Consider the following 23,856-nt stretch of genomic DNA (forward strand, 5'->3'; position numbering starts at 1 on the left):
CAAAATATTGTTAGAGGCCGTGTCGAAAAATATTTTTTTGACACCCCACCAACGGCTTAAACCGTTGATAAATCAGCATTTATAGAGGGAGGTTATTAGATTGATAGAAGGGAAGGGGCTCGGAGGTAAACGCGTATGCCCGACTAAGCTATCCTTAACAAACAGAATGGATAGTAATTTGAAGCGTTTAGCAACATCATGCGGGATGCCAAAAGCCACATTAGCAGCGTTAATAATTGAAAGGTGCATGAGCGATCCATTATACGTGAGTCAACTGCAAAAGGAATTCAATGTAAATCCTTCTTACCTGGTTATGCCGGTTACGCGAAACGGGGAAGTCGAATTGGTCGTTAGAAGGACGGTGCAGTGATGGACTGGATAACGTTTTTCTCATGGGTACTTGCTATCGCGCTTGCTTACGCTCTATTTTCCGACAATGGAAAGGCGCAGTCGTATGATGGTGATACAAGAGGACGTCAGGCGGGATTGATGTGCGGAACCTGCCGGAAGTTTCAAAAGCATGAGGAAATTGAACCGTATTTATTTGAATGTAAAAAATGCGGTCGTGAAACCGATTTAAGGGGAGGGATAAACCATGAAAGACCAGGAATTACAAGATAGATTGAATGATATTATTTGGCGGAATGTACCATACCACGAACAAAAGCTATTAACGCGCGAATTGGCTGAACGTTTTGTAAAACTCAGATTTTATAAAGAGCCAGGTGAAGCAGCAGAATCATTCGTGGAGGAAGTAAAGGGGGAAATAAGGGACGTTTATTATGGTATTAGTTATATTTTCCTTAGAATATTCGGAAAGAAAAAAGCCATTTCATTTTTACAAAAGAAATACCAAAAAAGTAGATTTTAAGGCGTGTGACTAATCTCGCAGAATGGTGACGCCTGCCGTGTTACGGTTAAAATATCGGAATTAATAGGAGGAAGTAGAGGAATGATTAGAGTAAACGCGTTTTTATTAGAGGAAGCAACGGTCGAGTTATCGCATGATGGAGTTGAGCGCATAATGAAGTATTTATTTAACGATTGGGTTCGGATGGGCTTTCCAGGCACGTTAGAATTGCCGACGGTTCAAGCCGGAACATTTCGCGGATATGTAAATGATAACGGTGCGCCGGTTGGTCAATTTAAGACGGATGAAGGCGCGATATATAAAGTATTGGAGGATAGCGCGGAATTAATTGCGTAAGAATGACGCACCTATGATGCTTGAAGTTTGGACATGCCTTTTGTGGAAGTAGTTAATAAACTAGCAAGGTGAGGTTTTATAGATGAAACGAGTTAATTTAGTTTTGATATCTGACGACGGTGGGAATAACGTTAATTATTACGATGCAGTGCTAATAAGAGAAAACACGATAATGCTCAAGTATAAAAAAGAAAAAAAGTTAGGCATTGAACGGTCAGATTCACCATATAGAGTCGATCAGAACGGACTGGCTCATGAAGTAGGTAAAATCCGCGGAATAGAAATCGAATTAAGCGAAGAAGGATACACAAAGGACCTTGAAGAACTGGCGTCAATGACATTCGCGGAGTTATCGCAGTATTTGGGATTCCCTCGATAATTATTCGGGGATTCTCGCCCGATGAAGCTGCGACAATTGGCGGTGTCGCGTACGGAAAGGCACACAGAAAGGCGCTTAGGCAGATTATATACATATTAACGTTTTGGCGGACGTTAATACATAACGGAAAGCTTGAACATGCGGCAACATGGTCAGGCTTTTTTATTTGTCTTATATTTTCTGAATATTACAACTCAAATTAATCTTGTCCCAAAACGGAGATCGGCGTGGACATTATTATAGTATAGGCAGAATCTTTTGCTAGGTATGTCCCAAAACGGATTATCAAGGTGACATACATTAAGTATAGGCGGTTAAAAAGTTTTACGGAGTTGTCCCAATTTGACGCAGATTGTGGCGATAGTTCTAGTATTGGCGTAAAAAACTTTTATGTCTTATGTCCCAAAATTATCGACGTCATGTGGGTAGTTAGAGTATAGGAGGTAAAAAAGTTTAATGAAAAAGCGCGCGGTTTGGCATGTAGAAACGTCTATTTAAGTGAGGTCAAAAAATTTTACATTCACAGTAAAAATAAATTACAGGAATGGAGCGATTGAAATGAATAACGTTATTAGTCTAGGAGCAGAAAGAATTAAACGAATTACACCGGATGAATGGATTGCTGTTTTTAAACAAGCGCAGAAAGATGTCGCTAAGCATGAATTAGAACTTAAGCGTCAGTTAATAAATTCGGATATGAAGGCGATCAATGAGCCATCAAAATGGAAATATTTATTCGCAGGTATTTTTATGGATGAAGGTGAAACCGATCCGATTTACGTATGGGCAGATTCATCAGATGAAGCGATGCAATACGCGGCCGAATACGACCTTTGGATTTGCGCGAAGGTAGTAAATATTGAAGGGAATCTTGAAGGTTGGTAAAACGCCCGGATTCGGTCGGGCTTTCAGAAATGTGTCACGTGACACAATGGAAAGGGAGGCAATCGTATGAATCCGCAACTATTTAAACTAATGCGTCAGGCTGCCGGCTATTCTCAGAGTGGCCTGGCGGCTGCCATCGGAGTCAGTCCGACGCTTATCTGTCTGACAGAAAAAGGAGAGAAACGGATTAGCAAGCGAGTTGAGAAGGGATTCCGCGAGATAGTGGAAGTCACGGAAGAAAGGGAGATTTTGGCCGGAATGCTACTCAAAAATAAAGCCTAAATTTCCACGTTAATCGTTTAGCTACTTCGCGACTAACTGGAACATCGCGAGCCTTCCGATTCTTTGCCTTATTAGCCGGAATATTAATCTCGCAATATCTTAAATTAATCCGGTCAATCGTAATACTAACCGCTTCTTCGATGCGTAGGCCGCAATCCAATAGGAGCAGGCAAAGCGTTTTATCTCTCCATTGTGCGAATTGTCGTTCGTCAAAATAGTTGAGAATGCGTTCAACTTCTATATCCGTTAGACCTGGAACCTCGTCAACTTCATCCGCCTTCACTTTCCTTACCTTTGCCGCAGGATTAGACGCGAGCATTCCTTCTTCATACCAAAACGCGCACATCGTCTTTAAGGACCTTAAACGTAGATTAATAGTGTACGGTGATAGGCCTTTTGATTCTCGCGCACGCTTTCCAAATTCCTCATAAGCTACGCGATCCTTTGATAGATACGTAATATACTCGCGAATCAGTTTTGACGTTATCTCGTCGATATAGAAGGGATTCCGGTCGATATACCGCATTAAATGCCTTGTATGCTCGCGATAGTTTTCAATGCTACGCGGCCGCAAGCCTTCCGCCTCTTTTGATTGGATAAAGACATCGAGGGCCTCGTCAATGGTATAGCGATTCTTTACATTTTTACTGCGCGGAACTGTGGGACTATCTTTAACGTTTCTTTCACCGATATAGCCTCGTTTCATCGCGTTTTTCACCTCCAAATAAGTCTCACAAACGCGGAAATAATGTCCTACGTATCTTTTTTAGAAAAACGCAAAAAACCCGTCATATCATCGCTTATGTCACCGTTGGTTTAACGGCTTTAAACGTTGATATGACGGGTTTTCCCGTGTGTTTAACGATTATATTACGTCCCAGATAGGATTCGAACCTACGACCTACAGTTTAGGAAACTGTTGCTCTATCCTGCTGAGCTACTGGGACAGTATGTGACAACAACTAATTATACTCATTTTATACCAATTGGTCAATATTTTAACTAAAGAATGATAAGATAAGGAGAGGGAGGACCTCTCTTTATCTTTTTACCGTAATCAATTTATCTTGTTTTTCTACTACTTCTCCGATTATCCAGGATTCCTGACCGGCTTCCTTCATGGCTTGGACATATTTTTCGGCATCAGAATGATTTATGGAAACCAAAAGACCGCCGGAAGTGATCGCATCACATAGGAGCAGCTGTTCCTCCACAGCAATATCCTGATAGTCTACATCTTTCTCCAGCCACTTATGATTTGCTTTTGAACCCCCAGGAACTACTCCTTGTTTAGACAGCTCCAAAGCACCTTCAAGTACAGGAACCTTATTTAGATAAAAAACCAAGGCCACATGGCTGCCGAGTGCCATCTCGCTTCCATGACCAAGCAGTCCAAATCCCGTTACGTCAGTAACAGCATTAGGTGAGAAACTGCTTAGTACTTCGGCCGCTTTTTTATTTAACATTGCCATCAATTCTGTCACTGTTTTTTCCTGCTCAGCAGTTACAGCACCGCGTTTAATTCCGGTTGTCATGATCCCGACACCAATCGGCTTTGTTATAACAAGAACATCCCCTGGTACTGCACCAACATTTCGCCAAAATTTATCCGGGTGAACAATCCCCGTAACGGACAAACCGTATTTCGGCTCCTGGTCATCAATGGAATGCCCGCCGACCGTAATAGCGCCGGCTTCCTTCACTTTATCGGCTCCACCGCGTAAAATTTCAGCCAGTATTTCACCGCCTAATTTCTTCACGGGATAGCCGACCATATTCAGTACAGTTTTAGGTGTACCGCCCATGGCGTAAACATCGCTTAAAGCATTCGCAGCAGCGATTTGTCCAAACATATATGGATCATCTACAACAGGAGTAAAATAGTCAATTGTTTGTATTAAAGCAATAGTATCTGTCAGCAGGTATACACCGGCGTCATCAGATGTTTCATGTCCAACAAGCAGTTCAGGAACTCTCTCTTGTTCAGGTAATAAACGCAAAACTTGCGCTAAGTCCTCAGGACCAATTTTACAGCCTCAACCAGCTTTTGTTGAGAATGAGGTAAGGCGGATTTTTTCATGTTCACTCACATTAATCACCTCCAACCTCAGTATACAAGTTTTACATGAGAAAAGCACATACGATGCTTATGAAAGAAAAGTGGAGGAATTGAGAAAACGGATTTATATTATTGGACAATGAGAACTTTACGAATGATTCCTGCGCATAATTTATTTTTTGCAATAAAAACTTCAAGCACTTCATCATGAAATGCGGCTGTCACCTCATGCTCTATTACTGGAAAAGGAAAAGGTATATTCCTTTGTTTTCTATTATGTTCGGAGCTACCTTTAGAAACCCGTATACTGATATTATTGGTTTCCAAAATAATTTCTATATCTTGCAGCCGATAGGCAGGGAGCAGTGCCTCGATAATATATTCTTCGGCCGTTTCAAATAAGTCGATCCTAAATGCAGCCTCATCTAAATAAGAGGTTAAAGGATCTAAAAAATAATTTTCCAGCCACCGTTCGATATCGTCTACCTTCAGCAGCTGCTCTTTCTTACCATGTACCATGATGTTCGAATCCCCCTTAATATAATTTAAAGTATGCAACATATGGCAATGAGTGAAAGATGTTATCATAAATATGTGAATTAACTAGGGGGGATAAAACCTTTGCAGCGATTCAATCCCAAAAACTCCCAAAGAAGAAGAAAACCATTGGCGGTGAGTGCCAATGGTTTTCTTCTTTTACATATCGTGATGCGAATTATGTTTTTGTCTCGAATGATTACGATTTTTAACCTTTTTAGAACCACTTAATGGCTCAGGCTGACCTGAAACCTTTGGCGCATTCTTGCGCATATCCTGACCGTCATTTTTATTAACCATAGAATAATCCTCCTCAAATTTTATAAAGTGCAAAACCTATCTGGAGGTAAATATTTAGTAGGTTTGATTTACTTCATCTACCATTTTTCGTAAATCATTTTGAAATTGTTCTAATTGTATCCTTTGATGTTCGGAAGCCACTTCCATTGCATTTTCAATTTGCTGATAGGCTTCATTGACTTCTTGTTTTAGGTGCTTTAGCTGGTGGCCGTAGCTTGCGGAATCTTGCACAATTTCATGGTAAACCTCTTCCGCATCTTCCATACCTTGCTGTGCTGCTTGGAATGCTTGCTGCTTATTTTTATGATAAGGCATTTGATTATCCCTCCTTGCCGCTATATACTGTTACATTGCACAATTAAGTGCCTAACTATACAAAATAACAATGAAGATCCATTTAGAAAAAAGCGGATAAATTCATCCGCCTTTACAAAAACTTATTGGTTTTTCTTTCGTTTTTTATTATTCATTCTCTGTGCTGCAGTTAGTGGTTCATTTGCGAATTCCTCGTTATAACCAGCCCCTTTGCCTTGTGCACTTGCCGCATTGGCACCGGGTATAATGTGATTAGCTTTTCGTTTACTCAACTTTCTTCACCTCCACATTTCGCTATTTTCCCGCAATTTTCGCTTTTTATGTCACTTTTTCTGGCGAAAAAGTTCATTGAAAAGATGGATGTAATAATATCGAACATATTGCAAAATATAATTATAGGTCCTGTATTTCAAAAAGGAATTTATTATTTTTATGTAAAAATGGATAAAAAAACAGGATCTATAAGTATAACTTATAAGAAACAATAACTTTCTTGTTATTTACTTATAGAAGTTCCTATATTAAAATGTAATAGTTAGAGAGTTTAGAACAAAAAACAATATTCAAACTTTTCGACAAATGCTATATAATGATATGTGATATTTCATATAGGGGGGTACTACATATGTCAAATGATGTTTTTAATTCTCGTAAATCATTTACTTTAGACGGGAAGAAGTATAACTATTATGAACTTGCTGCATTAGAGCAAGCAGGTGCAGGTAATGTTGCAAAATTACCTTATTCAATTAAAGTCCTTTTAGAATCCGTTCTTCGCCAATTAGACGGCCGTGTCATCACAAAGGAACATGTAGAAAACTTAGCAAAATGGGGTACAAGTGAAGTAAAGGATATCGATGTACCTTTTAAACCTTCACGCGTTATATTACAAGACTTTACAGGTGTTCCAGCCGTAGTTGACCTTGCTTCTCTACGTAAAGCAATGGCTGATTTAGGCGGGGATCCGGATAAAATTAATCCGCTTAAACCAGTGGATCTTGTTATTGACCACTCTGTACAAGTTGACAAGTATGGTAATCAAACTGCACTTGGCGAAAACATGAAACTTGAATTTGAACGCAATGCGGAACGTTACCAGTTCTTAAGCTGGGCGCAAAAAGCATTCAATAACTACCGTGCTGTTCCACCGGCAACTGGTATCGTTCACCAAGTAAACTTAGAATTCCTTGCAAATGTTGTTCATGCACTTGAAAATGAAGACGGTGAATACGAAGCATTCCCAGACACATTAGTTGGAACTGACTCTCATACAACGATGATTAATGGTATCGGTGTTCTTGGATGGGGTGTAGGCGGTATTGAAGCTGAAGCAGGCATGCTTGGACAGCCTTCATATTTCCCTGTACCAGAAGTAGTCGGGGTAAAATTAGTCGGTGAACTGCCAGATGGCGCAATGGCTACTGACCTGGCATTAAAAGTAACTCAAGTATTACGCCAGCATGGTGTTGTAGGTAAATTCGTTGAGTTCTTCGGTCCTGGAGTACCTGCACTTCCTCTTGCAGACCGTGCAACGATTGCCAACATGGCTCCTGAATATGGTGCTACTTGCGGATTCTTCCCTGTAGATAATGAATCACTAGAATATTTACGTCTATCAGGTCGTACGGAAGAACAAATTAAAGTGGTTGAAACATACTGTAAAGCAAACGGATTATTCTTTGATCCAGCTTTAGAGCCAGTATATACAAGTGTAGTTGAAATTAACCTTGCTGAAATCGAAGCAAATCTTTCTGGTCCAAAACGTCCGCAGGATTTAATTCCGCTTTCAAAAATGAAGGAAGAATTCAATAAAGCGATCACTGCACCACAAGGGAACCAAGGTTTTGGTTTAGATGCAAATGAAATCAATAAAGAAGTGACTGTAAACTTTGATAATGGCGATACAACTGTTATGAAAACGGGTGCCATCGGCATTGCTGCTATCACTAGCTGTACAAACACTTCAAACCCTTACGTATTAGTAGGTGCTGGTTTAGTTGCAAAAAAAGCAGTAGAGCTTGGTCTACAAGTTCCTAAATTCGTAAAAACTTCTTTAGCACCAGGATCTAAAGTGGTAACAGGTTATCTACGTGATTCCGGTCTGCTTCCATATTTAGAACAAATTGGTTTTAACGTGGTTGGTTACGGATGTACCACATGTATCGGGAACTCCGGTCCATTAAAAGATGAAATTGAAAAAGCAATTTCTGAAAGTGATTTACTCGTAACTTCTGTTCTTTCAGGAAACCGTAACTTTGAAGGACGTATTCACCCGCTTGTAAAAGCAAACTATCTAGCATCACCGCCATTAGTTGTTGCTTATGCTTTAGCTGGCAATGTTAATGTTGATCTACAAAAAGAAGCAATCGGCAAAGACAAAAACGGAAATGATGTATTCTTTAAAGATATCTGGCCAACAACTGCTGAAATTAACGATGTAGTTAAACAAACGGTTACACCAGAACTATTCCGTAAAGAATATGCGAACGTATTTGGCGATAATGAGCTTTGGAATGAAATTAAAACTAGCAATGAGCCGCTTTATACATTTGACGAAAATTCAACATATATTCAAAATCCGCCATTCTTCGAAGAATTAAAACCAGATCCAGACGAAGTAAAACCATTAACAGCACTTCGTGTTGTTGGTAAATTCGGCGATTCCGTAACAACTGACCATATTTCACCAGCAGGTGCCATCGGTAAAAATACACCGGCAGGAAAATACCTTCTAGATAATGGTGTAGAAGTTCGTGACTTCAACTCTTATGGTTCACGCCGTGGTAATCATGAAGTCATGATGCGCGGAACATTCGCTAATATTCGTATCCGCAACCAAATTGCACCAGGAACTGAAGGCGGATTTACAACTTACTGGCCAACTGGTGAAGTGACATCTATCTTTGACGCTTGCATGAAGTATAAAGAAGATGGAACAGGATTAGTTATTTTAGCAGGTAAAGATTACGGAATGGGTTCATCCCGTGACTGGGCTGCAAAAGGAACAAATCTGCTTGGAATCAAAACAGTTATTGCTGAAAGCTACGAACGTATTCACCGTTCAAACCTTGTATTAATGGGTGTTCTTCCATTACAATTCAAGGATGGCGAAAGTGCAGAAACACTTGGTTTAACAGGCAAAGAAACCATCGATGTTCAAGTGGACGAAAATGTTCGCCCTCGCGATCTGATTAAAGTAACAGCTACTGATGAAGCCGGAAACAAAAAAGAATTTGAAGTGGTTGTTCGTTTCGATTCTGAAGTAGAAATTGATTACTATCGTCACGGCGGTATCCTACAAATGGTACTGCGTGAAAAATTAAAATAAGCCTTTAAATTCAAGACATAAATGCCATACAGTACAAGACTGTATGGCATTTTTTTTAAAACCTATGATTAAAACCTTCCCTGAATAGGCAAAAAGAGTTAATTTAATTTACTTTTTGGGTTAAAATAATGATATAAACATAAAGAAATAGGGGCGGGGGTTTTTTGTGATTAAAAAAGTTATTGCCGGTGTATTATTATTTGGATTACTTGCAGTGGCCATAGTACAGGCGATGGAAAAGGAAGAAAAGCCTGACAATCTACCTGGTTTACGAATTGGTGTAAAAGCACCAGATTTTGAACTAGAGAATTTATCCGGGGAAAAAGTAAAACTTTCAGACTATCGTGGGAAAAAAGTCATTTTGAACTTTTGGGCAACATGGTGCCCGCCTTGTAAAGAGGAAATGCCTGCAATGGAGAAGTTTTACCAAAAGGCAGGAGATGATGTTGAAATTTTAGCTGTCAACATTGATCCGCAATATAATGTGCAGGAATTTATAGACAAAATGGGAATTACTTTTCCTATTCTGCTTGATAAAAATGATAAAGTCAATTCAGCCTATTTGATCATGACGATTCCAACAACTTATTTTATAAATGAAGATGGTCTAATCACGAATAAATATTTAACTTCCATGACAGAAGATATTATGAAAGAATATATTGATGCCATGTAATAGAAAAAGCATTAGCAGTATAATTGCTAATGCTTTTTCTTTTTATAAAGAATAAAGAATAGAGATTAATTTTCGAAAATTTGTAATAATTTAAACATCCGCTGGGCATAATAACCTTTACAATAGTTAATAAGGAAGGTGAAGCCAGTTGAGAAAACCTAGAAAACGCTCTTTTGCAGATCTTGTTAATGAAAATAAACGCCAATTATTAAATGATCAAGAAGCCATTGAAAGAATTGAAAAACGTTTAGAAAAGAAGCATATGAGCAAGGCCCAATAAATGTTATTTTTCAAACTCATTTATGAAAACGCATTCATGGGGGATACTTAACTTGAGGGTAGCATCCGGTTAAAAGCTAGGCAGGATATCATACCTCATCTTAATGAACCCCGAGGAGGCAGAATATAATGGGTAATCCGAAAAAAGATTCCAAACATTTTACACCGGAACATATTGGTACACAGCCAAGAGGTTTTGGAGGGAATAAAGGAAAACAAATGCAGGACAAATCTGGAAAACATGCACAAGTGATCCAGACAAAAGGCGAATAGAAACATAGGAGAAATACTAAAAAGTATTTCTCCTATGTTTCTGTTTACATAATTATATTACGTTCTACTGTATTAACCTTATAATCCCAATCATTTTCTCAGAGAAATTTGACAAACTAATTTTGTACGATAAATTCATTCTTAAGGAGGAATCAATATGACATTCAATAATCGACCGAATCCAGATGACCGCAGCGATAATGTAGAAAAATTGCAGGAAATGATCGCCAATACGGATGATAATATTCGTAAGGCTGAAGCCACGATGAGAAATCTAAGCGGAGATGAAAAAGCTCAGGTGGAAGCTAAAAATGAACGACGCCGTGAAAGTATTACCAGTATGCGTGCCGAAATAAAGGATGAAAACAACAATTTACATTGATGTCAATAAAGCACGGTTTTCAAGTTTTGAAAACCAAGAATTTCCCCCATAATTTCTTATGGTTATTACGCTAACCATTTCCCCCATTGGAAAAGAAAATGCTTTTTCAATGGGGATTTCTATTCTAATCCCTCCAAACAGTTTCTTCTATCAAAGTGTGTTAAAATAATAAAATGACCCCAAAGGAAAAACTACCGATAACAAATATAAGAAGTGGTGCTTATGCAAAGATTTCAACTGTCCAAGCAGCAATTGGAACATGTTCCAATTGAACAATGGGAAAATGACCTTAGTATCCATGGTTTCATTCAAAACGAAGGTGAGTTGCTGCAATTTATAAAAAAGAATAATCTCCACAACGAAGAAAACTGCAAGAAAGCCGCACAGCTTCTAACTATTGTAGCCCGTTCCTTCGCTGGTAAAGGGAAACGTGAATCGCTTATTTTGGCTTTGATGGAGAACGCAGAGCAGCTGGATCCTGATAATCGAAAAGCACAAGAATATCTAGCCTGTTTTAAGTGGAAAAAAAACGATGTACTGCTGGACGAACTGACCTTTCCGCCGCTCCGGGAAACGGATAACCGTCAGGCAAAAAAACAAACAGTAGATTTGTATATACATACCTGTAAAACCTTCCTCAAGTCAGCTGAAGAACATCTAAATCAACTATCAGATTTATCAGACTCGCCCTGTGATATCACAAATGCTGACTCCATGGATGTTTATGAAAAAGTAATTTCTTTACTGGAAGAGGTTAAAAGTGAAACAGAGTCTTTATTACGATCGGCAACGGAATATAAAGATTCGCTCGTTGGTACGTTTCATACTGCAGGTTACCTTGAGGAGATTAAGAAACATCTGAATCATATTGACGAATTAAAATCTCAGTGGAAAGAGTTTTTTTGTGTTAAGGAAGAGCCAAATGAGGAGAAAAACCTGACAGTGCTTGAAGAATTACAAGCGATGATTGGGCTGCAATCGGTGAAAAGCAGAGTAAATGATTTTTACCAATTTTTCAAATACCAGAAACTGCGAAAGGAACAAGGTTTTCAAACAAAAGATGAAGTCAGCCTCAATATGATCATAACTGGAAATCCGGGCACAGGAAAAACAACTCTTGCACGATTATTGGCCAAAATTTATCATGAACTTGGAGTACTGCCAAGGGAAGAGGTTATTGAGACAGACCGCGCACAATTGGTAGGGTCGTTTATCGGGCAGACAGAAGAAAATGTACGTTCCATTGTTGAAAAAGCACTTGGCGGTGTTTTATTTATTGATGAAGCCTATAATTTGAAACGCGTTGGTCAATCTGGAAATGATTATGGACAGACTGCAATAGATACGCTGGTTTCCTTAATGACGGGCTCTGAATTTGGAGGGACATTTGCGGTCATATTGGCTGGTTATCCAGATGAAATGCGGCAGTTCCTTGATGCCAATCCTGGACTCCGCAGCAGGTTTCCATCATCTAATTTCATTGCGCTGCCCAATTATTCCAATCAGGAATTGCTGGAAATAGGAGAGAAATTAGCGGCGGATAATGACTATTTGATGACGGATGAAGCTAAACAGGCGTTAGAGGAAAGCATTGAAAGAGAACGGGTAGACAACACCTTTGGAAATGCGAGAGCCGTTCGGAATCTTGTCCTTGATGCCATCTTTAAAAAAGGCGCAAGGTTCAAAGAAGATCATAAAGGCGGTATTTTAGAGTATTCCCTATTGGATCAAGAGGATTTTTCAATGGATAAAATGGAAATCAGAGAAAGTCCGCAGCAGAAATTGTCATCTCTAATTGGTTTAACCGACGTAAAAGAAGAAGTGAACGCTATTATTTCTTTTGTAAAGATGCAAAAGCTGCGCAGGGACCACGGTTTACCTATTTTACCGATTCAACTGCATGCTGTCTTTACGGGAAACTCGGGTACAGGAAAAACGACTGTTGCAAAAATTTACGCAGAATTATTGAAGGAATGCGGATTATTGAAAAGAGGCCACTTAATCACAACAAGCCGCGCTGATTTTGTTGCCGGATATGTTGGGCAGACTTCGATAAAAACAAAGCGTAAAATCCGTGATGCTCTCGGAGGAGTCCTTTTCATAGACGAAGCCTACTCATTGTTAGGACAAACCATCGGGGATTTTGGGAAAGAAGTGATTGATACACTAGTCGACGAAATGACAAAGCATAACGAAAACCTTGTCGTTGTCCTTGCCGGCTACTCTAATGAAATGAAGTCTCTGCTTGAAAGTAACCCTGGTCTGCAGTCAAGATTTAAAAAATTTATCCATTTTCCGGATTATTCCGACCATGAGTTGCTGCAGATCATGAAGTTATATGGTGATCAATATGATTATCATTTAACGCAAGATGCTGAAAAATATGTACTGGAAAAATTAAACAATAAAGCCTTTAATGGAAATGGGCGCTTTGCTGTCAATTTAATCACCGAAACGATTCAGACACAAGCACAGAGATTGATGGCGCAGACTGCGCACATGACAGAGATAGATAAAGCATTAATCATCGAAGTAGCAGATATTGAGAAAGCATTTAATAAAATGGAAAGAGGAGAATAGCAATGTTAGTTTCGACAAAAGAAATCGCCGTAAGATACGCAGAAACCGATCAAATGGGAGTTGTCTATCATGCCAATTATCTTGTGTGGATGGAGGTAGGCAGAACCGCCCTTATCGAGGATTTAGGTTTCAGTTATGCCCAAATGGAACGGGACGGAATTATTTCTCCTGTTCTTGATATTCAAGCGTCCTATAAAAAGCCGCTGCGCTATGGGGAAAAAGCCATTGTGAAAACATGGATTGAAGAATACGATGGTATCCGCATTACATACGGCTATGAAATCAGTAAAGAAGACGGTGAACTGGCTGTTAGCGGGTTTTCAAAGCATGCTTGTGTGCTAAAAGATTCATTTCGTCCTATTTCCATTAAAAAGAAATTCCCAACATGGCACCAAGCTTATGAAAAGGAAAAAAAGCAGCCTGAACAATGATGGATACAAGAGGGGTGAGAGGAAATTGGCTTTTGGCATTACAAGAAAAGAACTTCAAGAATGGAAAGAGAAAATAGACAAAGGGGAAATTGCCTTTCTAACTCATTATTGGCTCGATGACCGTTTTCCGGAAAGTAAAACCGTCACAAAAGTCGGATGCAATGATTTGCAAAAGTTAATTGAATGGGGCAGTCAATATGGTTTAAAGCCTGAATGGATCGATAAGAGAAAGGATGGGTACTCCCATTATGATCTTTTAGGGACCAAACAGAAAGATATCCTCAAAAAAGAAGGACTGTTACACCATCTATGGACATAAAGCAAATCATTGCCGAAAAGGGCAAAAGGAGTGGACACGTCCTTGAAAATCCACTCCTTATATCGGCAAAAATGTAAAAGCGCCGCTGAGTACCATCAAAATTTGAAAAACAAAATGCCATAGAATAGCTGGAATGATACTGCCTGAACGGGAAGTGAAAAAGGCCCAATAACAGCCAAACAGGGCAATGAGCATACAAATGGCCAGGGAATAGCCGAACATGATATAAGAAAAACCGTACGCAGCACTGGAAAAGATAATCGCAAAGCCCTCATTGGTTAGATTCTTCATTCCTGTCATAATAAGTCCACGCCATAATACTTCCTCCATTATACCGCTGATGACCGCATAGACGAGAATCCAGATGAACCAAGGAAGTTTTATATCCGGTTCTTCTATGATAATAAAAGGAATGTACATGATGATGGAAATGGCTGCTGCTGCTAACAAAAAGTGAAAAACAGAGAGACTAAATAGCTTAGTTGAAAAGAAAGAAAAAGCTACTTGTTGATTCCAGACAGGCTTTTTGAAATATAAAGCTACATCTTGTTTAAATTTGCGGCAAACATACAAGATAATGGCGATCGGAAAGAGCAATAACAGCTTGTCTAACATTAAAAGAACATTGACATGATAAGACAAGCTGTTTAACAATCGATTTCCATATAAATAGAGTAATTCCCCTGTAAAATAGGCAATCGTTATCCAGACAAATATCCGCTGCTTTTCTTGTAAAAAAACAACAAGAAGCAATAAAGCAAACAATATGATAAAAGCAATCGTTATCCTGTTTAATTGAAAAAATATGAGAGTAGTGATAAAAAGAAAAATGAAGGTTAAATTTCTTAATGGATATTCCTTGAAATGCAGCACAGAGCCTTTACACCCCTTTTTGCCTTTTATATCAATATTTTAACGCAGCAGGGCAAGGAATAAAAGGGAGTTTTTTGAATCTTCTCAACTTATTATAAATGATAGAGGACGTGATTTTTTGTTTACTATTACAAATGCAGCACAGGAGGTCCTTGAGCGAGCTATCAAGCAGGAGCAGCAAAACGAGGACGAAAAATTATATGTCCGCTTAGCAATAGGAATAAGCTCATGTACACCCCAATTATTAACCCTTTCTCTTGAAGAAAAGCCCATAAGAGGTGATCAGGTTTATCCATTTGATCATATTGATATTTTAATCCATGAAGATGAATTCAAATATTTTCATCATAAACAATTAGACTATATCCGTGATGCTCTGGGAGAAGCCCGATTTCAATTAATAAAACTATAAAACTTCATCGAGATTTTCAAAGAACGAAATCAATTCATCAAAATTGCGAATGATTTTTTGAGGTCCAGCACCATCTTCATAGTCTTCAGGAGAAAATAGTTCAACAATAAATTCTTCTGGATCCACTGAATATTCGATGGATGTAGAAAAGATATAGTTTTTTTCTTTATCTTGAGACTTTTCCATGTTGAAAACCTCCAATTCCTATTATTTTGTATTATTATTTTATATCAATTTCTTGCGTAATTCGGGTTATTATTTGTCTGTTTTTTAACATCAGTAAGTGTTTGTCAGATTCATGAACAATTTGAACTAAATATGGCAAAAAAGGTGAGACCCTTGCAGGAGTCTCACCTTTTATTCTTGCTAAAATTGTTTGCATTTTTACTTAGCCACGATACTTTGGGCTCTGTTTTATTCAAAATCCGCTTTATATTGGCACGGTGGCGGTAAACAACAAAAGCGGTCAAAATAGACACAACGACAATTAATATCTTGTCCTGAACGATTACTGCATAGAGGATGGCAACTACACCGCCGAACATGGACGACAATGACACATACTTTGTTATATATAAACAAATAAAAAAGCTAGCAATCGTAATCAGAAACATGAATGGGGCATAACAAAGCAGGACGCCTGCTGAAGTAGCAACCGCTTTACCGCCGCGAAAACCGGCAAATATCGGATAAGTGTGCCCGATTACAGCAAAAATTCCGGCAATTAATGGATCCATATCTGTGCCAAATAACAAAGGCAATGCCGCTGCCAGCGTCCCTTTCAAAATATCAGCAGAAGTAACTACCAACCCCGCTTTCACGCCCAAGACGCGAAAGGTATTAGTCCCGCCTAAATTTCCGCTCCCATGCTGCCGTATATCTACTCCATAAAATTTTTTTCCGATAATTAATCCGGAAGGGATCGATCCAATTAAATAAGCTAATACAAAAATAATACCATTCACAACCATGAATAAAAACTCCTTCAGAGGTTTCTCTTTTACCTTCCTGTTAATAGGAAGGTGACCTTCTAATTCAGAATACTTTTGCTGCAAGTGCTTTTTCATTTTACCATTTTATTATTCATTAGAGAAGATTGGTCATATTTGGTTGATAAAAATTTCTTTTCAACGATTGCTAGTTTCGATACGATAATACTGGGAGGGTGTATAAATGGCAAATCTTGTATATCAGCAACAAATAAAGAGGCAAAAAAAATGGGTGCTTACAGGTTTTATCCTGTCATTTATTTTGATCATATCTAGTATTCTATTATTTCTTTATCCCTTTGATGCCCGAAAACAAGCGGATTATTTTACAGGAGAATATCCGATTGTCTTTAACGGGAAACAGGTAGGAAATGGAATGATTGATGGAAAGTCTGTCTATGTTCCGTTTACCTTTATGAAAGAATATATAGATGAACAACTCATTTTTGATGATAAATCCCATTCCATCATCATGACAACGCCAAATAAAGTGATTCAAATGCCGCTCGAATCGTTAACTTATTATGTTAATCAGAAGCATGTATCATTACAAACAGCCCCTGTAAAAGCACTAAATGGGGAAAATTATATGGCGCTCGACACGATTCTATCCATTTACGGAATTCAATATTCTGTATTACCAGAGACAAAGGCGATAGAAATCACCAAGGACGGAATGAAAAAAACGTATGGAACGATTAAAGGTAAGGATATTAATGAAAAAAGACTTCGCCTAAGAACAAAGCCTGACCTTCAGGCACCGTATACAGCTCAGACAAGAGATAAAGATATAATCACCATTGAAAAAGAAGGCGCGCAATATTTTTATGTCCGGAAAGAAAACGGGATTGCAGGTTACTTAGATAAAAAATATGTCATGAAAGATAAGACGGAGACGATTCACATCCAAAAAGAACAGGTTGAAATGAACATTCCACAAATGAACGGTCCAATTAATTTAACGTGGGAGGCCGTATATACGAAGAATCCCAATACCGCTGCCATTCCTGAAATGCCGGGCGTGAATGTGGTATCTCCAACTTGGTTTGAATTAACGAATACTGATGGAACAGTAAAGGACCTTGGTTCGCTGGAGTATGTAAATTGGGCAAAAGCTAGAGGATATCAAGTATGGGCTTTATTTTCTAATGGTTTTAATCCCGATTTAACTCATAAAGCATTAAAGGACTTTGAAACACGGCAAAATATTATTCGTCAGCTCCTCGCTTTTTGTCAAACCTATCAATTGAACGGAATCAATCTCGATATTGAAAATGTCCGGGAAGAGGACGGACCGCTTGTGACCCAGTTTGTGCGAGAAATAACGCCTTATCTGCATCAAGCTGGATTAATCGTTTCAATGGATATTACGTTTATAACAGATGGAAATTGGTCTGCATTTTATGAAAGAGAAAAGCTGGCAGAAACAGTCGATTATTTAATGGTCATGGCCTATGATGAGCACTGGGGAACATCTCCGGAAGCAGGCAGTGTAGCAAGTTTTCCGTGGGTGGAACAAAATTTAAAAAATCTGCTGGAAGTGGTTCCAAATGATAAATTAATTCTCGGTGTACCTTTATATACCCGTTTATGGGAAATCAAAGATACGGGGGAAGTTTCATCAAAATCGATGAAAATGGCTGAAGCAAAGGAATGGCTGGCAGAAAAAGGGGTAACTCCTGTTTATGATGAGGGCAGCGGTCAAAACTATGCTGAATATTATGACACTGAAGCAAAAGCAACGTATCACATATGGCTTGAAGATGATCTATCGTTGAATAAACGAGCTGAACTTGCGGCGAAATATGAATTAAAAGGAATTGCCAGCTGGTCGCGCTATTTTGCTGACGAAACAGCCTGGCTGGCACTTGCAAGCGAAAAAAATCAAGTGGTACAGAATCAATAACATTTCAAGGGAATTCACGACAGTTGAGTTCCCTTTTCTTCTTAGGCAATATATTTTTGATTATTTTACCAATATGTTAGACTAGAACCAGGATGTAATACTAACAATATTCTTAAAATAATCATATTGTGGAGGGATTTCGATGGCAATTGAAAATCCAACGAGAGATGAAATTCGTGAAATATTAAAAAAAGCGAAACGTATTGCAGTAGTAGGCTTGAGTGATAATCCAGACCGTACATCCTATATGGTATCGAAAGCCATGCAGGATGCAGGCTATGAAATCATACCTGTAAATCCAACAGCAGAAACTATCCTTGGTGTTAAAGCTGTTTCAAGTCTGAAAGAAATTGATGGACATGTCGATATTGTGAATGTTTTTAGACGCTCTGAATTTCTGCCAGAAGTAGCAAGAGAGTTTGCCGAAATAGATGCGGATATTTTTTGGGCGCAACAGGGGCTTGAAAATGAAGAAGCCTACCAATTTTTAAAAGAAAAAGGCTATACGGTAGTAATGGATCGCTGCATTAAAGTGGAACATGCGATGACAAAATAAACGAATTTGCTAAACATACACCTCTTGGGTGTATGTTTTTTCATTTGGATCCAATTTTTATGGTATATTTTTAAAAGGATAAGCATAGTTATGCAGAAAAATTTCATTCTCATGAAAAAATCAAATTTGCCAAAATGAAAATAACCGATACAATAAGACATGAACTTTAATTTTAGATATGATATGATAGTGTAAGGAACACACGTTCTTTGCATCAGAACATGATGTAGTTTAATTGGATTCATCATTCTGCTTTTTCGGCCGGATAATTGCTGGTTAAGCTGCCTGCCGTTTACGCGTTGTTATTTTTAGATATGAAAAGGATTGTATACGATTATGATGAATATATACTCTACAGACTTAAGAAGTCGGCAACAAAGAGACGTGTACTAGTAATAGTGGTTATTGTTTAGTAATGAAAGGGGTATGTTCGTGGCAAGAAATCAAGCAGCATCTCAGTATGATTATAATGATGATGCCATACAAGTATTAGAAGGGCTTGAGGCTGTCCGTAAGCGCCCGGGAATGTATATTGGCAGCACGGATTCAAAAGGGTTGCATCATCTTGTATATGAAATAGTGGATAATTCAGTTGACGAAGTGTTAGCCGGATTTGGTGATCACATTATCGTAAAGATACACAAAGATAATTCGATTAGTGTTCAGGACAAAGGAAGAGGAATGCCAACAGGAATGCATAAGATTGGCAAGCCCACTCCTGAAGTCATTCTGACCATCCTTCATGCTGGTGGGAAATTCGGTCAAGGCGGGTATAAAACAAGCGGTGGTCTGCATGGTGTAGGGGCCTCTGTTGTAAATGCCTTGTCTGAATGGCTCGTTGTAACCATTAAACGTGATGGTTATACATATGAACAGCGTTTCGAAAACGGTGGTAAACCAGTCACCACTTTAGAGAAAGTAGGCAAAACAAATCAAACAGGAACCACGATTCACTTTAAACCGGATCCGACTATTTTTTCTACAACAACGTATAATTATGAAACACTTTGTGAACGCCTTCGGGAATCTGCTTTTCTTTTAAAAGGTGTCAAAATTGAAATAATTGATGATCGTAATGACTGGAAAGAGATGTTCCATTTTGAAAAGGGTCTCGCTTCCTTTGTTGAATATTTAAATGAAGAGAAGGATGTTCTTCACCCCGTGATTCCATTTGAGGGTTCACAAAACGAGATCGAAGTGGATTTTGCCTTTCAATTTAATGATGGCTACTCGGAAAATGTTCTTTCGTTTGTCAATAATGTCCGGACAAAAGACGGCGGTACCCATGAGGTTGGACTTCGTACAGCTGTTACCAGAGCATTTAATGAATATGCTCGTAAAGTGAACCTTCTGAAGGAAAAAGATAAAAACTTAGAAGGCTCCGATATCAGGGAAGGATTTTCTGCTGTCATTTCCGTAAGGGTTCCTGAGAATTTACTGCAATTTGAAGGACAGACAAAAGGGAAACTGGGAACCAGTGAGGCCCGCTCTGCAGTTGATTCAGTAGTATCAGAGCATTTAGCTTATTTTCTTGAGGAAAATCCAGATATCAGTACATTATTAGTGAAAAAATCAATCAAGGCATTTCAAGCACGGGAAGCGGCACGTAAAGCACGCGACGAGGCTCGCAGTGGTAAGAAAAAGAAGAGATCAGATGCGCTGTTATCCGGTAAACTCACTCCTGCACAGTCACGAAATCCGCAGAAGAACGAATTATATTTAGTGGAGGGAGACTCTGCGGGAGGTTCCGCTAAACAAGGGCGGGATCGCCGGTTCCAAGCAGTGCTGCCATTACGTGGGAAAGTTATCAACACGGAAAAAGCAAAGCTGAATGATATTTTTAAAAATGAAGAAATCAACACCATTATCCATACGATTGGTGCTGGTGTTGGATCAGAGTTTACGGTTGAAGACTCCAATTACGATAAAATCATTATCATGACAGATGCCGATACAGACGGAGCACATATCCAAGTCCTTCTTTTAACCTTCTTTTACCGCTATATGAAGCCGCTAATCGAGGCGGGAAAAGTATATATCGCTCTCCCTCCTTTATATAAAGTCTCTAGAGGCATGGGAAAAAAAGAAGTGGTTGAATATGCCTGGAGTGATGATGACCTTCAAGATACGATTAAAAAGGTCGGCAAAGGATATATCCTGCAGCGTTATAAAGGTCTTGGCGAGATGAATGCCGATCAATTATGGGATACAACGATGAATCCTGAGACAAGAACATTAATTCGGGTTCGGATTGACGATATAGCACGTGCAGAACGAAGAGTGACCACCTTAATGGGAGATAAAGTAGAGCCTCGCAGAAAGTGGATTGAATCAAATGTAGCCTTCGGTCTTGAAGAGGATGGAAGTATTCTTGAAAATGAGAATATTACAGTAGCAGAGGAGGCTAATCCTTCATGAGTACAACAGAACATTTCATGGAACTCCCATTAGAGGAAGTCATTGGTGATCGATTTGGTCGCTATAGTAAATATATTATTCAAGAACGGGCCTTACCGGACGCCCGCGATGGCTTGAAACCGGTACAGCGCAGAATTTTGTATGCTATGCATGTGGAGGGGAATACACATGATAAACATTTTCGTAAATCAGCTAAAACAGTCGGGAATGTAATCGGTAATTATCATCCGCATGGTGATTCCTCGGTTTATGAGGCAATGGTCCGCATGAGCCAGGATTGGAAGGTACGCAATGTATTAATCGAAATGCATGGGAATAACGGGAGTAACGACGGAGATCCTCCTGCGGCGATGCGTTATACAGAGGCTCGGCTATCGGCGATTTCAGCGGAACTTCTTCGTGATATTGATAAGAGAACGGTAGATTTCGTTCCAAATTTCGATGATACTTCAAGTGAGCCAACCGTACTTCCATCGATGTTTCCAAACCTGCTTGTTAACGGTTCGACAGGGATTTCAGCCGGTTACGCCACTGAAATCCCGCCGCATCATCTTGAAGAAATCATCAATGCTGTGATTCATCGCCTGGATCACCCAGAGTCTACCGTTGATGACTTGATGGGATTCGTCAAAGGACCTGATTTCCCAACCGGAGGAATTATTCAAGGGGTAGATGGGATAAAGAAAGCCTATGAAACTGGAAGAGGGAAGATCATCATCCGCGGTAAGACCGAGGTAGAACCTATCCGCGGAGGCAAGCAGCAAATTGTGATCACAGAAATACCATATGAAGTGAATAAGGCCAATTTAGTGAAGAAAATCGATGAATTTCGTTTTGACCGTAAATTGGAAGGAATCGCTGAGGTACGTGATGAAACTGACAGAACCGGTTTGCGTATTGTCATTGAGTTGAAAAAAGACGCAAATGCTGAAGGTGTCTTAAATTATCTATTTAAAAATAGCGATTTACAGGTGACCTATCACTTTAATATGGTGGCCATTCATAATAAACGACCTATGCTGATGGGACTTCGCGAACTGCTTGATGCCTATATCAACCATCAAAAGGAGGTCGTCACAAGGCGTTCTCAATATGAGCTGCAAAAGGCACAAGACCGATCCCATATTCTAGAGGGCTTAATGAAAGCATTATCGATATTAGATGAGGTTATTGCCACCATTAGGGCCTCAAAAGATAAAAGAGATGCTAAAGTTAATTTATCGGAAAAATTTCAATTTACAGAGCCTCAGTCAGAAGCTATCGTTTCTCTTCAATTGTACCGATTAACGAATACAGACATCACTGCATTGATGGCTGAAGCCGAAGAATTAGCCAAAAAAATAGCGGAATTAACAGCTATTTTAAACAGCGAGACAAAACTTTATTCTGTGATTAAAAAAGAATTAAAGGATGTACAAAAGCGTTTCAGAGACGAGCGCCGCACAAAAATTGAAGCCGAAATTGAAGAGATTAAAATTAATCTTGAAGTATTAATCGCCAGTGAAGATGTTATCGTGACCGTAACAAAGGAAGGCTACGTAAAACGAACGAGCATCCGTTCTTATACAGCTTCGAGCGGCCAGGATTATGGAATGAAGGATTCCGATCGAATCATTGCCCAGTTGAATATGAATACAACTGATGTTGTATTGCTATTTACCAATAAGGGGAATTATTTGTATTGTCCTGTCCATGAACTGCCTGATATCCGCTGGAAGGATATCGGTCAGCATATCGCTAATATCATCCCGATTGAGCGTGATGAGACAATTATTAAAGCTATTCCAGTGCCGGATTTTGAAAAAGAAACCTTCCTATTATTTGTGACAAAAAATGGTATGGTGAAGAAAACAGAACTGCAGCACTATAAAGCTCAGCGGTACTCAAAGCCGCTTGTGGCCATTAATGTAAAAGGGGATGACGAGCTCATTGATGTCCATGAAACAGATGGAAATCAAGAGCTATTCCTCACCACTTATCAGGGATATGCTTTATGGTTTAAAGAAGCAGAAGTCAGTTGTATCGGTGTACGTGCTGCCGGTGTCAAAGGAATCAATTTAAAAGAAGATGATTTTGTCACGGGTGCAAAAGTAAAGGACACAGAACGTCACCCATCAGTCGTCATTGCTACACAGCGTGGTTCAGTTAAAAAAATGAAATTGACTGAGTTTGAAATCACTTCAAGAGCAAAACGTGGTGTTGTCATTTTAAGAGAATTAAAGAACAATCCACACTTTTGTATCGGCTTTGTATTTGCTGATGAGAATCAAGTAATATTAATTGAAACAGAAAAGGGTAAAATTGAAAGTGTAAACTCTTCAACTTTACGTTATAATGACCGTTATTCCAATGGTTCCTTCCTCTATGATGAGAATGAATCTGGCAAAGCAGTAACCATGTGGAACCAAAGCGACATCGAATCCAGTCCAAACGAATCTTAAATGTAAATAAACCACTTGCGAATATGAAT

Annotated in this window: 29 protein-coding genes and 1 tRNA gene; 20 read left to right on the top strand and 10 right to left on the bottom strand. The window is 39.0% G+C overall.

The window, feature by feature from the left end:
* Positions 1-100 precede the first annotated feature (100 nt).
* From HNR53_RS19655 to HNR53_RS19685, 7 genes are all read left to right on the top strand, one after another.
* Entirely contained in the window at positions 101-370 is a 270-nt protein-coding gene (locus tag HNR53_RS19655; protein ID WP_184529268.1) for a hypothetical protein, read from the top strand.
* The gene (locus HNR53_RS19660; RefSeq protein WP_184529270.1) at positions 367-621 is read left to right on the top strand and encodes a hypothetical protein; all 255 of its coding nucleotides are present in this window, start codon (positions 367-369) and stop codon (positions 619-621) included. The genes HNR53_RS19655 and HNR53_RS19660 overlap by 4 nt, the downstream gene beginning before the upstream one ends.
* Positions 596-871 (top strand): hypothetical protein, encoded by a 276-nt coding sequence (locus HNR53_RS19665; RefSeq protein ID WP_184529272.1) that lies wholly within the window; start codon positions 596-598, stop codon positions 869-871. The genes HNR53_RS19660 and HNR53_RS19665 overlap by 26 nt, the downstream gene beginning before the upstream one ends.
* 81 nt (positions 872-952) lie before the next feature.
* Positions 953-1,207, top strand: coding sequence for a hypothetical protein (locus HNR53_RS19670; protein ID WP_184529274.1), 255 nt, complete (start codon positions 953-955; stop codon positions 1,205-1,207).
* Between the two features lie 172 nt (positions 1,208-1,379).
* Positions 1,380-1,586 (top strand): hypothetical protein, encoded by a 207-nt coding sequence (locus HNR53_RS19675; protein WP_184529276.1) that lies wholly within the window; start codon positions 1,380-1,382, stop codon positions 1,584-1,586.
* A gap of 558 nt (positions 1,587-2,144) precedes the next feature.
* Entirely contained in the window at positions 2,145-2,471 is a 327-nt protein-coding gene (locus HNR53_RS19680; RefSeq protein WP_184529278.1) for a hypothetical protein, read from the top strand.
* A gap of 66 nt (positions 2,472-2,537) precedes the next feature.
* A complete protein-coding gene (locus HNR53_RS19685; protein ID WP_184529280.1) occupies positions 2,538-2,753 on the top strand; it encodes a helix-turn-helix domain-containing protein in 216 nt (71 codons plus the stop codon).
* Here HNR53_RS19685 and HNR53_RS19690 read toward each other — a convergent pair.
* The 7 genes from HNR53_RS19690 to sspO form a co-directional block, all read right to left on the bottom strand.
* Positions 2,737-3,459, bottom strand: coding sequence for a tyrosine-type recombinase/integrase (locus tag HNR53_RS19690; protein WP_184529282.1), 723 nt, complete (start codon positions 3,457-3,459; stop codon positions 2,737-2,739). The two genes, HNR53_RS19685 and HNR53_RS19690, sit on opposite strands and share 17 nt — an antisense overlap.
* A gap of 167 nt (positions 3,460-3,626) precedes the next feature.
* Positions 3,627-3,700: transfer RNA gene (locus HNR53_RS19695), tRNA-Arg, on the bottom strand.
* A 93-nt stretch (positions 3,701-3,793) separates the two neighbouring features.
* The gene (gene selD, locus HNR53_RS19700) at positions 3,794-4,843 is read right to left on the bottom strand and encodes a selenide, water dikinase SelD (RefSeq protein ID WP_184529284.1); all 1,050 of its coding nucleotides are present in this window, start codon (positions 4,841-4,843) and stop codon (positions 3,794-3,796) included.
* Between the two features lie 98 nt (positions 4,844-4,941).
* Positions 4,942-5,331 carry an Hsp20/alpha crystallin family protein gene (locus HNR53_RS19705; RefSeq protein ID WP_184529286.1) on the bottom strand — a complete coding sequence of 130 codons (390 nt, stop codon included), beginning with the start codon at positions 5,329-5,331 and terminating at the stop codon, positions 4,942-4,944.
* Positions 5,332-5,508: 177 nt separating this feature from the next.
* Complete coding sequence (locus tag HNR53_RS19710) at positions 5,509-5,649, bottom strand: small acid-soluble spore protein P (RefSeq protein WP_184529288.1); 141 nt, start codon at positions 5,647-5,649, stop codon at positions 5,509-5,511.
* Between the two features lie 54 nt (positions 5,650-5,703).
* Complete coding sequence (locus HNR53_RS19715; protein ID WP_184529290.1) at positions 5,704-5,964, bottom strand: hypothetical protein; 261 nt, start codon at positions 5,962-5,964, stop codon at positions 5,704-5,706.
* Between the two features lie 122 nt (positions 5,965-6,086).
* Entirely contained in the window at positions 6,087-6,236 is a 150-nt protein-coding gene (gene sspO, locus HNR53_RS19720) for a small acid-soluble spore protein O (RefSeq protein WP_184529292.1), read from the bottom strand.
* Positions 6,237-6,589: 353 nt separating this feature from the next.
* On the opposite strand from sspO, the gene acnA reads away from it, so the two are divergent.
* The 8 genes from acnA to HNR53_RS19760 all read left to right on the top strand — a co-directional run bounded on the left by acnA (position 6,590) and on the right by HNR53_RS19760 (position 14,232).
* Positions 6,590-9,292: an aconitate hydratase AcnA gene (gene acnA / locus HNR53_RS19725; RefSeq protein ID WP_184529294.1), complete on the top strand. Its 2,703-nt coding sequence runs from the start codon at positions 6,590-6,592 to the stop codon at positions 9,290-9,292.
* Between the two features lie 166 nt (positions 9,293-9,458).
* Positions 9,459-9,968, top strand: a complete 510-nt coding sequence (locus HNR53_RS19730; protein WP_184529296.1) for a redoxin domain-containing protein — start codon at positions 9,459-9,461, stop codon at positions 9,966-9,968.
* 148 nt (positions 9,969-10,116) lie between these two features.
* Complete coding sequence (locus HNR53_RS19735) at positions 10,117-10,248, top strand: FbpB family small basic protein (protein WP_184529298.1); 132 nt, start codon at positions 10,117-10,119, stop codon at positions 10,246-10,248.
* Positions 10,249-10,376: 128 nt separating this feature from the next.
* On the top strand, positions 10,377-10,520 hold the full coding sequence (locus HNR53_RS19740; RefSeq protein WP_184529300.1) for an acid-soluble spore protein N: 144 nt from the start codon (positions 10,377-10,379) through the stop codon (positions 10,518-10,520).
* Positions 10,521-10,677: 157 nt separating this feature from the next.
* Positions 10,678-10,902: a small acid-soluble spore protein Tlp gene (gene tlp / locus HNR53_RS19745; protein ID WP_184529302.1), complete on the top strand. Its 225-nt coding sequence runs from the start codon at positions 10,678-10,680 to the stop codon at positions 10,900-10,902.
* Positions 10,903-11,124: 222 nt separating this feature from the next.
* The gene (locus tag HNR53_RS19750) at positions 11,125-13,482 is read left to right on the top strand and encodes an AAA family ATPase (RefSeq protein WP_184529304.1); all 2,358 of its coding nucleotides are present in this window, start codon (positions 11,125-11,127) and stop codon (positions 13,480-13,482) included.
* Positions 13,483-13,484: 2 nt separating this feature from the next.
* Positions 13,485-13,913, top strand: a complete 429-nt coding sequence (locus HNR53_RS19755; RefSeq protein ID WP_184529306.1) for an acyl-CoA thioesterase — start codon at positions 13,485-13,487, stop codon at positions 13,911-13,913.
* 25 nt (positions 13,914-13,938) lie between these two features.
* Complete coding sequence (locus tag HNR53_RS19760) at positions 13,939-14,232, top strand: hypothetical protein (protein ID WP_184529308.1); 294 nt, start codon at positions 13,939-13,941, stop codon at positions 14,230-14,232.
* A 57-nt stretch (positions 14,233-14,289) separates the two neighbouring features.
* On the opposite strand, the gene HNR53_RS19765 is transcribed toward HNR53_RS19760, so the two are convergent.
* Positions 14,290-15,105, bottom strand: coding sequence for a CPBP family glutamic-type intramembrane protease (locus HNR53_RS19765; RefSeq protein WP_184529310.1), 816 nt, complete (start codon positions 15,103-15,105; stop codon positions 14,290-14,292).
* A gap of 118 nt (positions 15,106-15,223) precedes the next feature.
* Here HNR53_RS19765 and HNR53_RS19770 point away from each other — a divergent pair, with 118 nt between their 5' ends.
* The gene (locus HNR53_RS19770) at positions 15,224-15,517 is read left to right on the top strand and encodes a hypothetical protein (protein WP_184529405.1); all 294 of its coding nucleotides are present in this window, start codon (positions 15,224-15,226) and stop codon (positions 15,515-15,517) included.
* Here HNR53_RS19770 and HNR53_RS19775 read toward each other — a convergent pair.
* Together HNR53_RS19775 and plsY are read right to left on the bottom strand one after the other, a co-directional pair.
* A complete protein-coding gene (locus tag HNR53_RS19775; RefSeq protein WP_184529312.1) occupies positions 15,512-15,703 on the bottom strand; it encodes a hypothetical protein in 192 nt (63 codons plus the stop codon). The two genes, HNR53_RS19770 and HNR53_RS19775, sit on opposite strands and share 6 nt — an antisense overlap.
* Before the next feature lie 164 nt (positions 15,704-15,867).
* Positions 15,868-16,488, bottom strand: coding sequence for a glycerol-3-phosphate 1-O-acyltransferase PlsY (gene plsY, locus HNR53_RS19780; protein ID WP_184529314.1), 621 nt, complete (start codon positions 16,486-16,488; stop codon positions 15,868-15,870).
* Between the two features lie 202 nt (positions 16,489-16,690).
* Between plsY and HNR53_RS19785 the strand changes: the two genes are divergently transcribed.
* The 4 genes from HNR53_RS19785 to parC all read left to right on the top strand — a co-directional run bounded on the left by HNR53_RS19785 (position 16,691) and on the right by parC (position 23,827).
* Complete coding sequence (locus HNR53_RS19785) at positions 16,691-18,412, top strand: glycosyl hydrolase family 18 protein (RefSeq protein ID WP_184529316.1); 1,722 nt, start codon at positions 16,691-16,693, stop codon at positions 18,410-18,412.
* Positions 18,413-18,554: 142 nt separating this feature from the next.
* A complete protein-coding gene (locus tag HNR53_RS19790; protein WP_221452407.1) occupies positions 18,555-18,968 on the top strand; it encodes a CoA-binding protein in 414 nt (137 codons plus the stop codon).
* 426 nt (positions 18,969-19,394) lie between these two features.
* Positions 19,395-21,386: a DNA topoisomerase IV subunit B gene (gene parE / locus HNR53_RS19795; protein ID WP_221452408.1), complete on the top strand. Its 1,992-nt coding sequence runs from the start codon at positions 19,395-19,397 to the stop codon at positions 21,384-21,386.
* Positions 21,383-23,827, top strand: a complete 2,445-nt coding sequence (parC, locus tag HNR53_RS19800) for a DNA topoisomerase IV subunit A (protein ID WP_184529320.1) — start codon at positions 21,383-21,385, stop codon at positions 23,825-23,827. The genes parE and parC overlap by 4 nt, the downstream gene beginning before the upstream one ends.
* Positions 23,828-23,856: the final 29 nt, after the last annotated feature.

Source organism: Bacillus benzoevorans (assembly GCF_014207535.1).
In the GTDB taxonomy this organism is placed as follows: domain Bacteria; phylum Bacillota; class Bacilli; order Bacillales; family Cytobacillaceae; genus Bacillus_BD; species Bacillus_BD benzoevorans.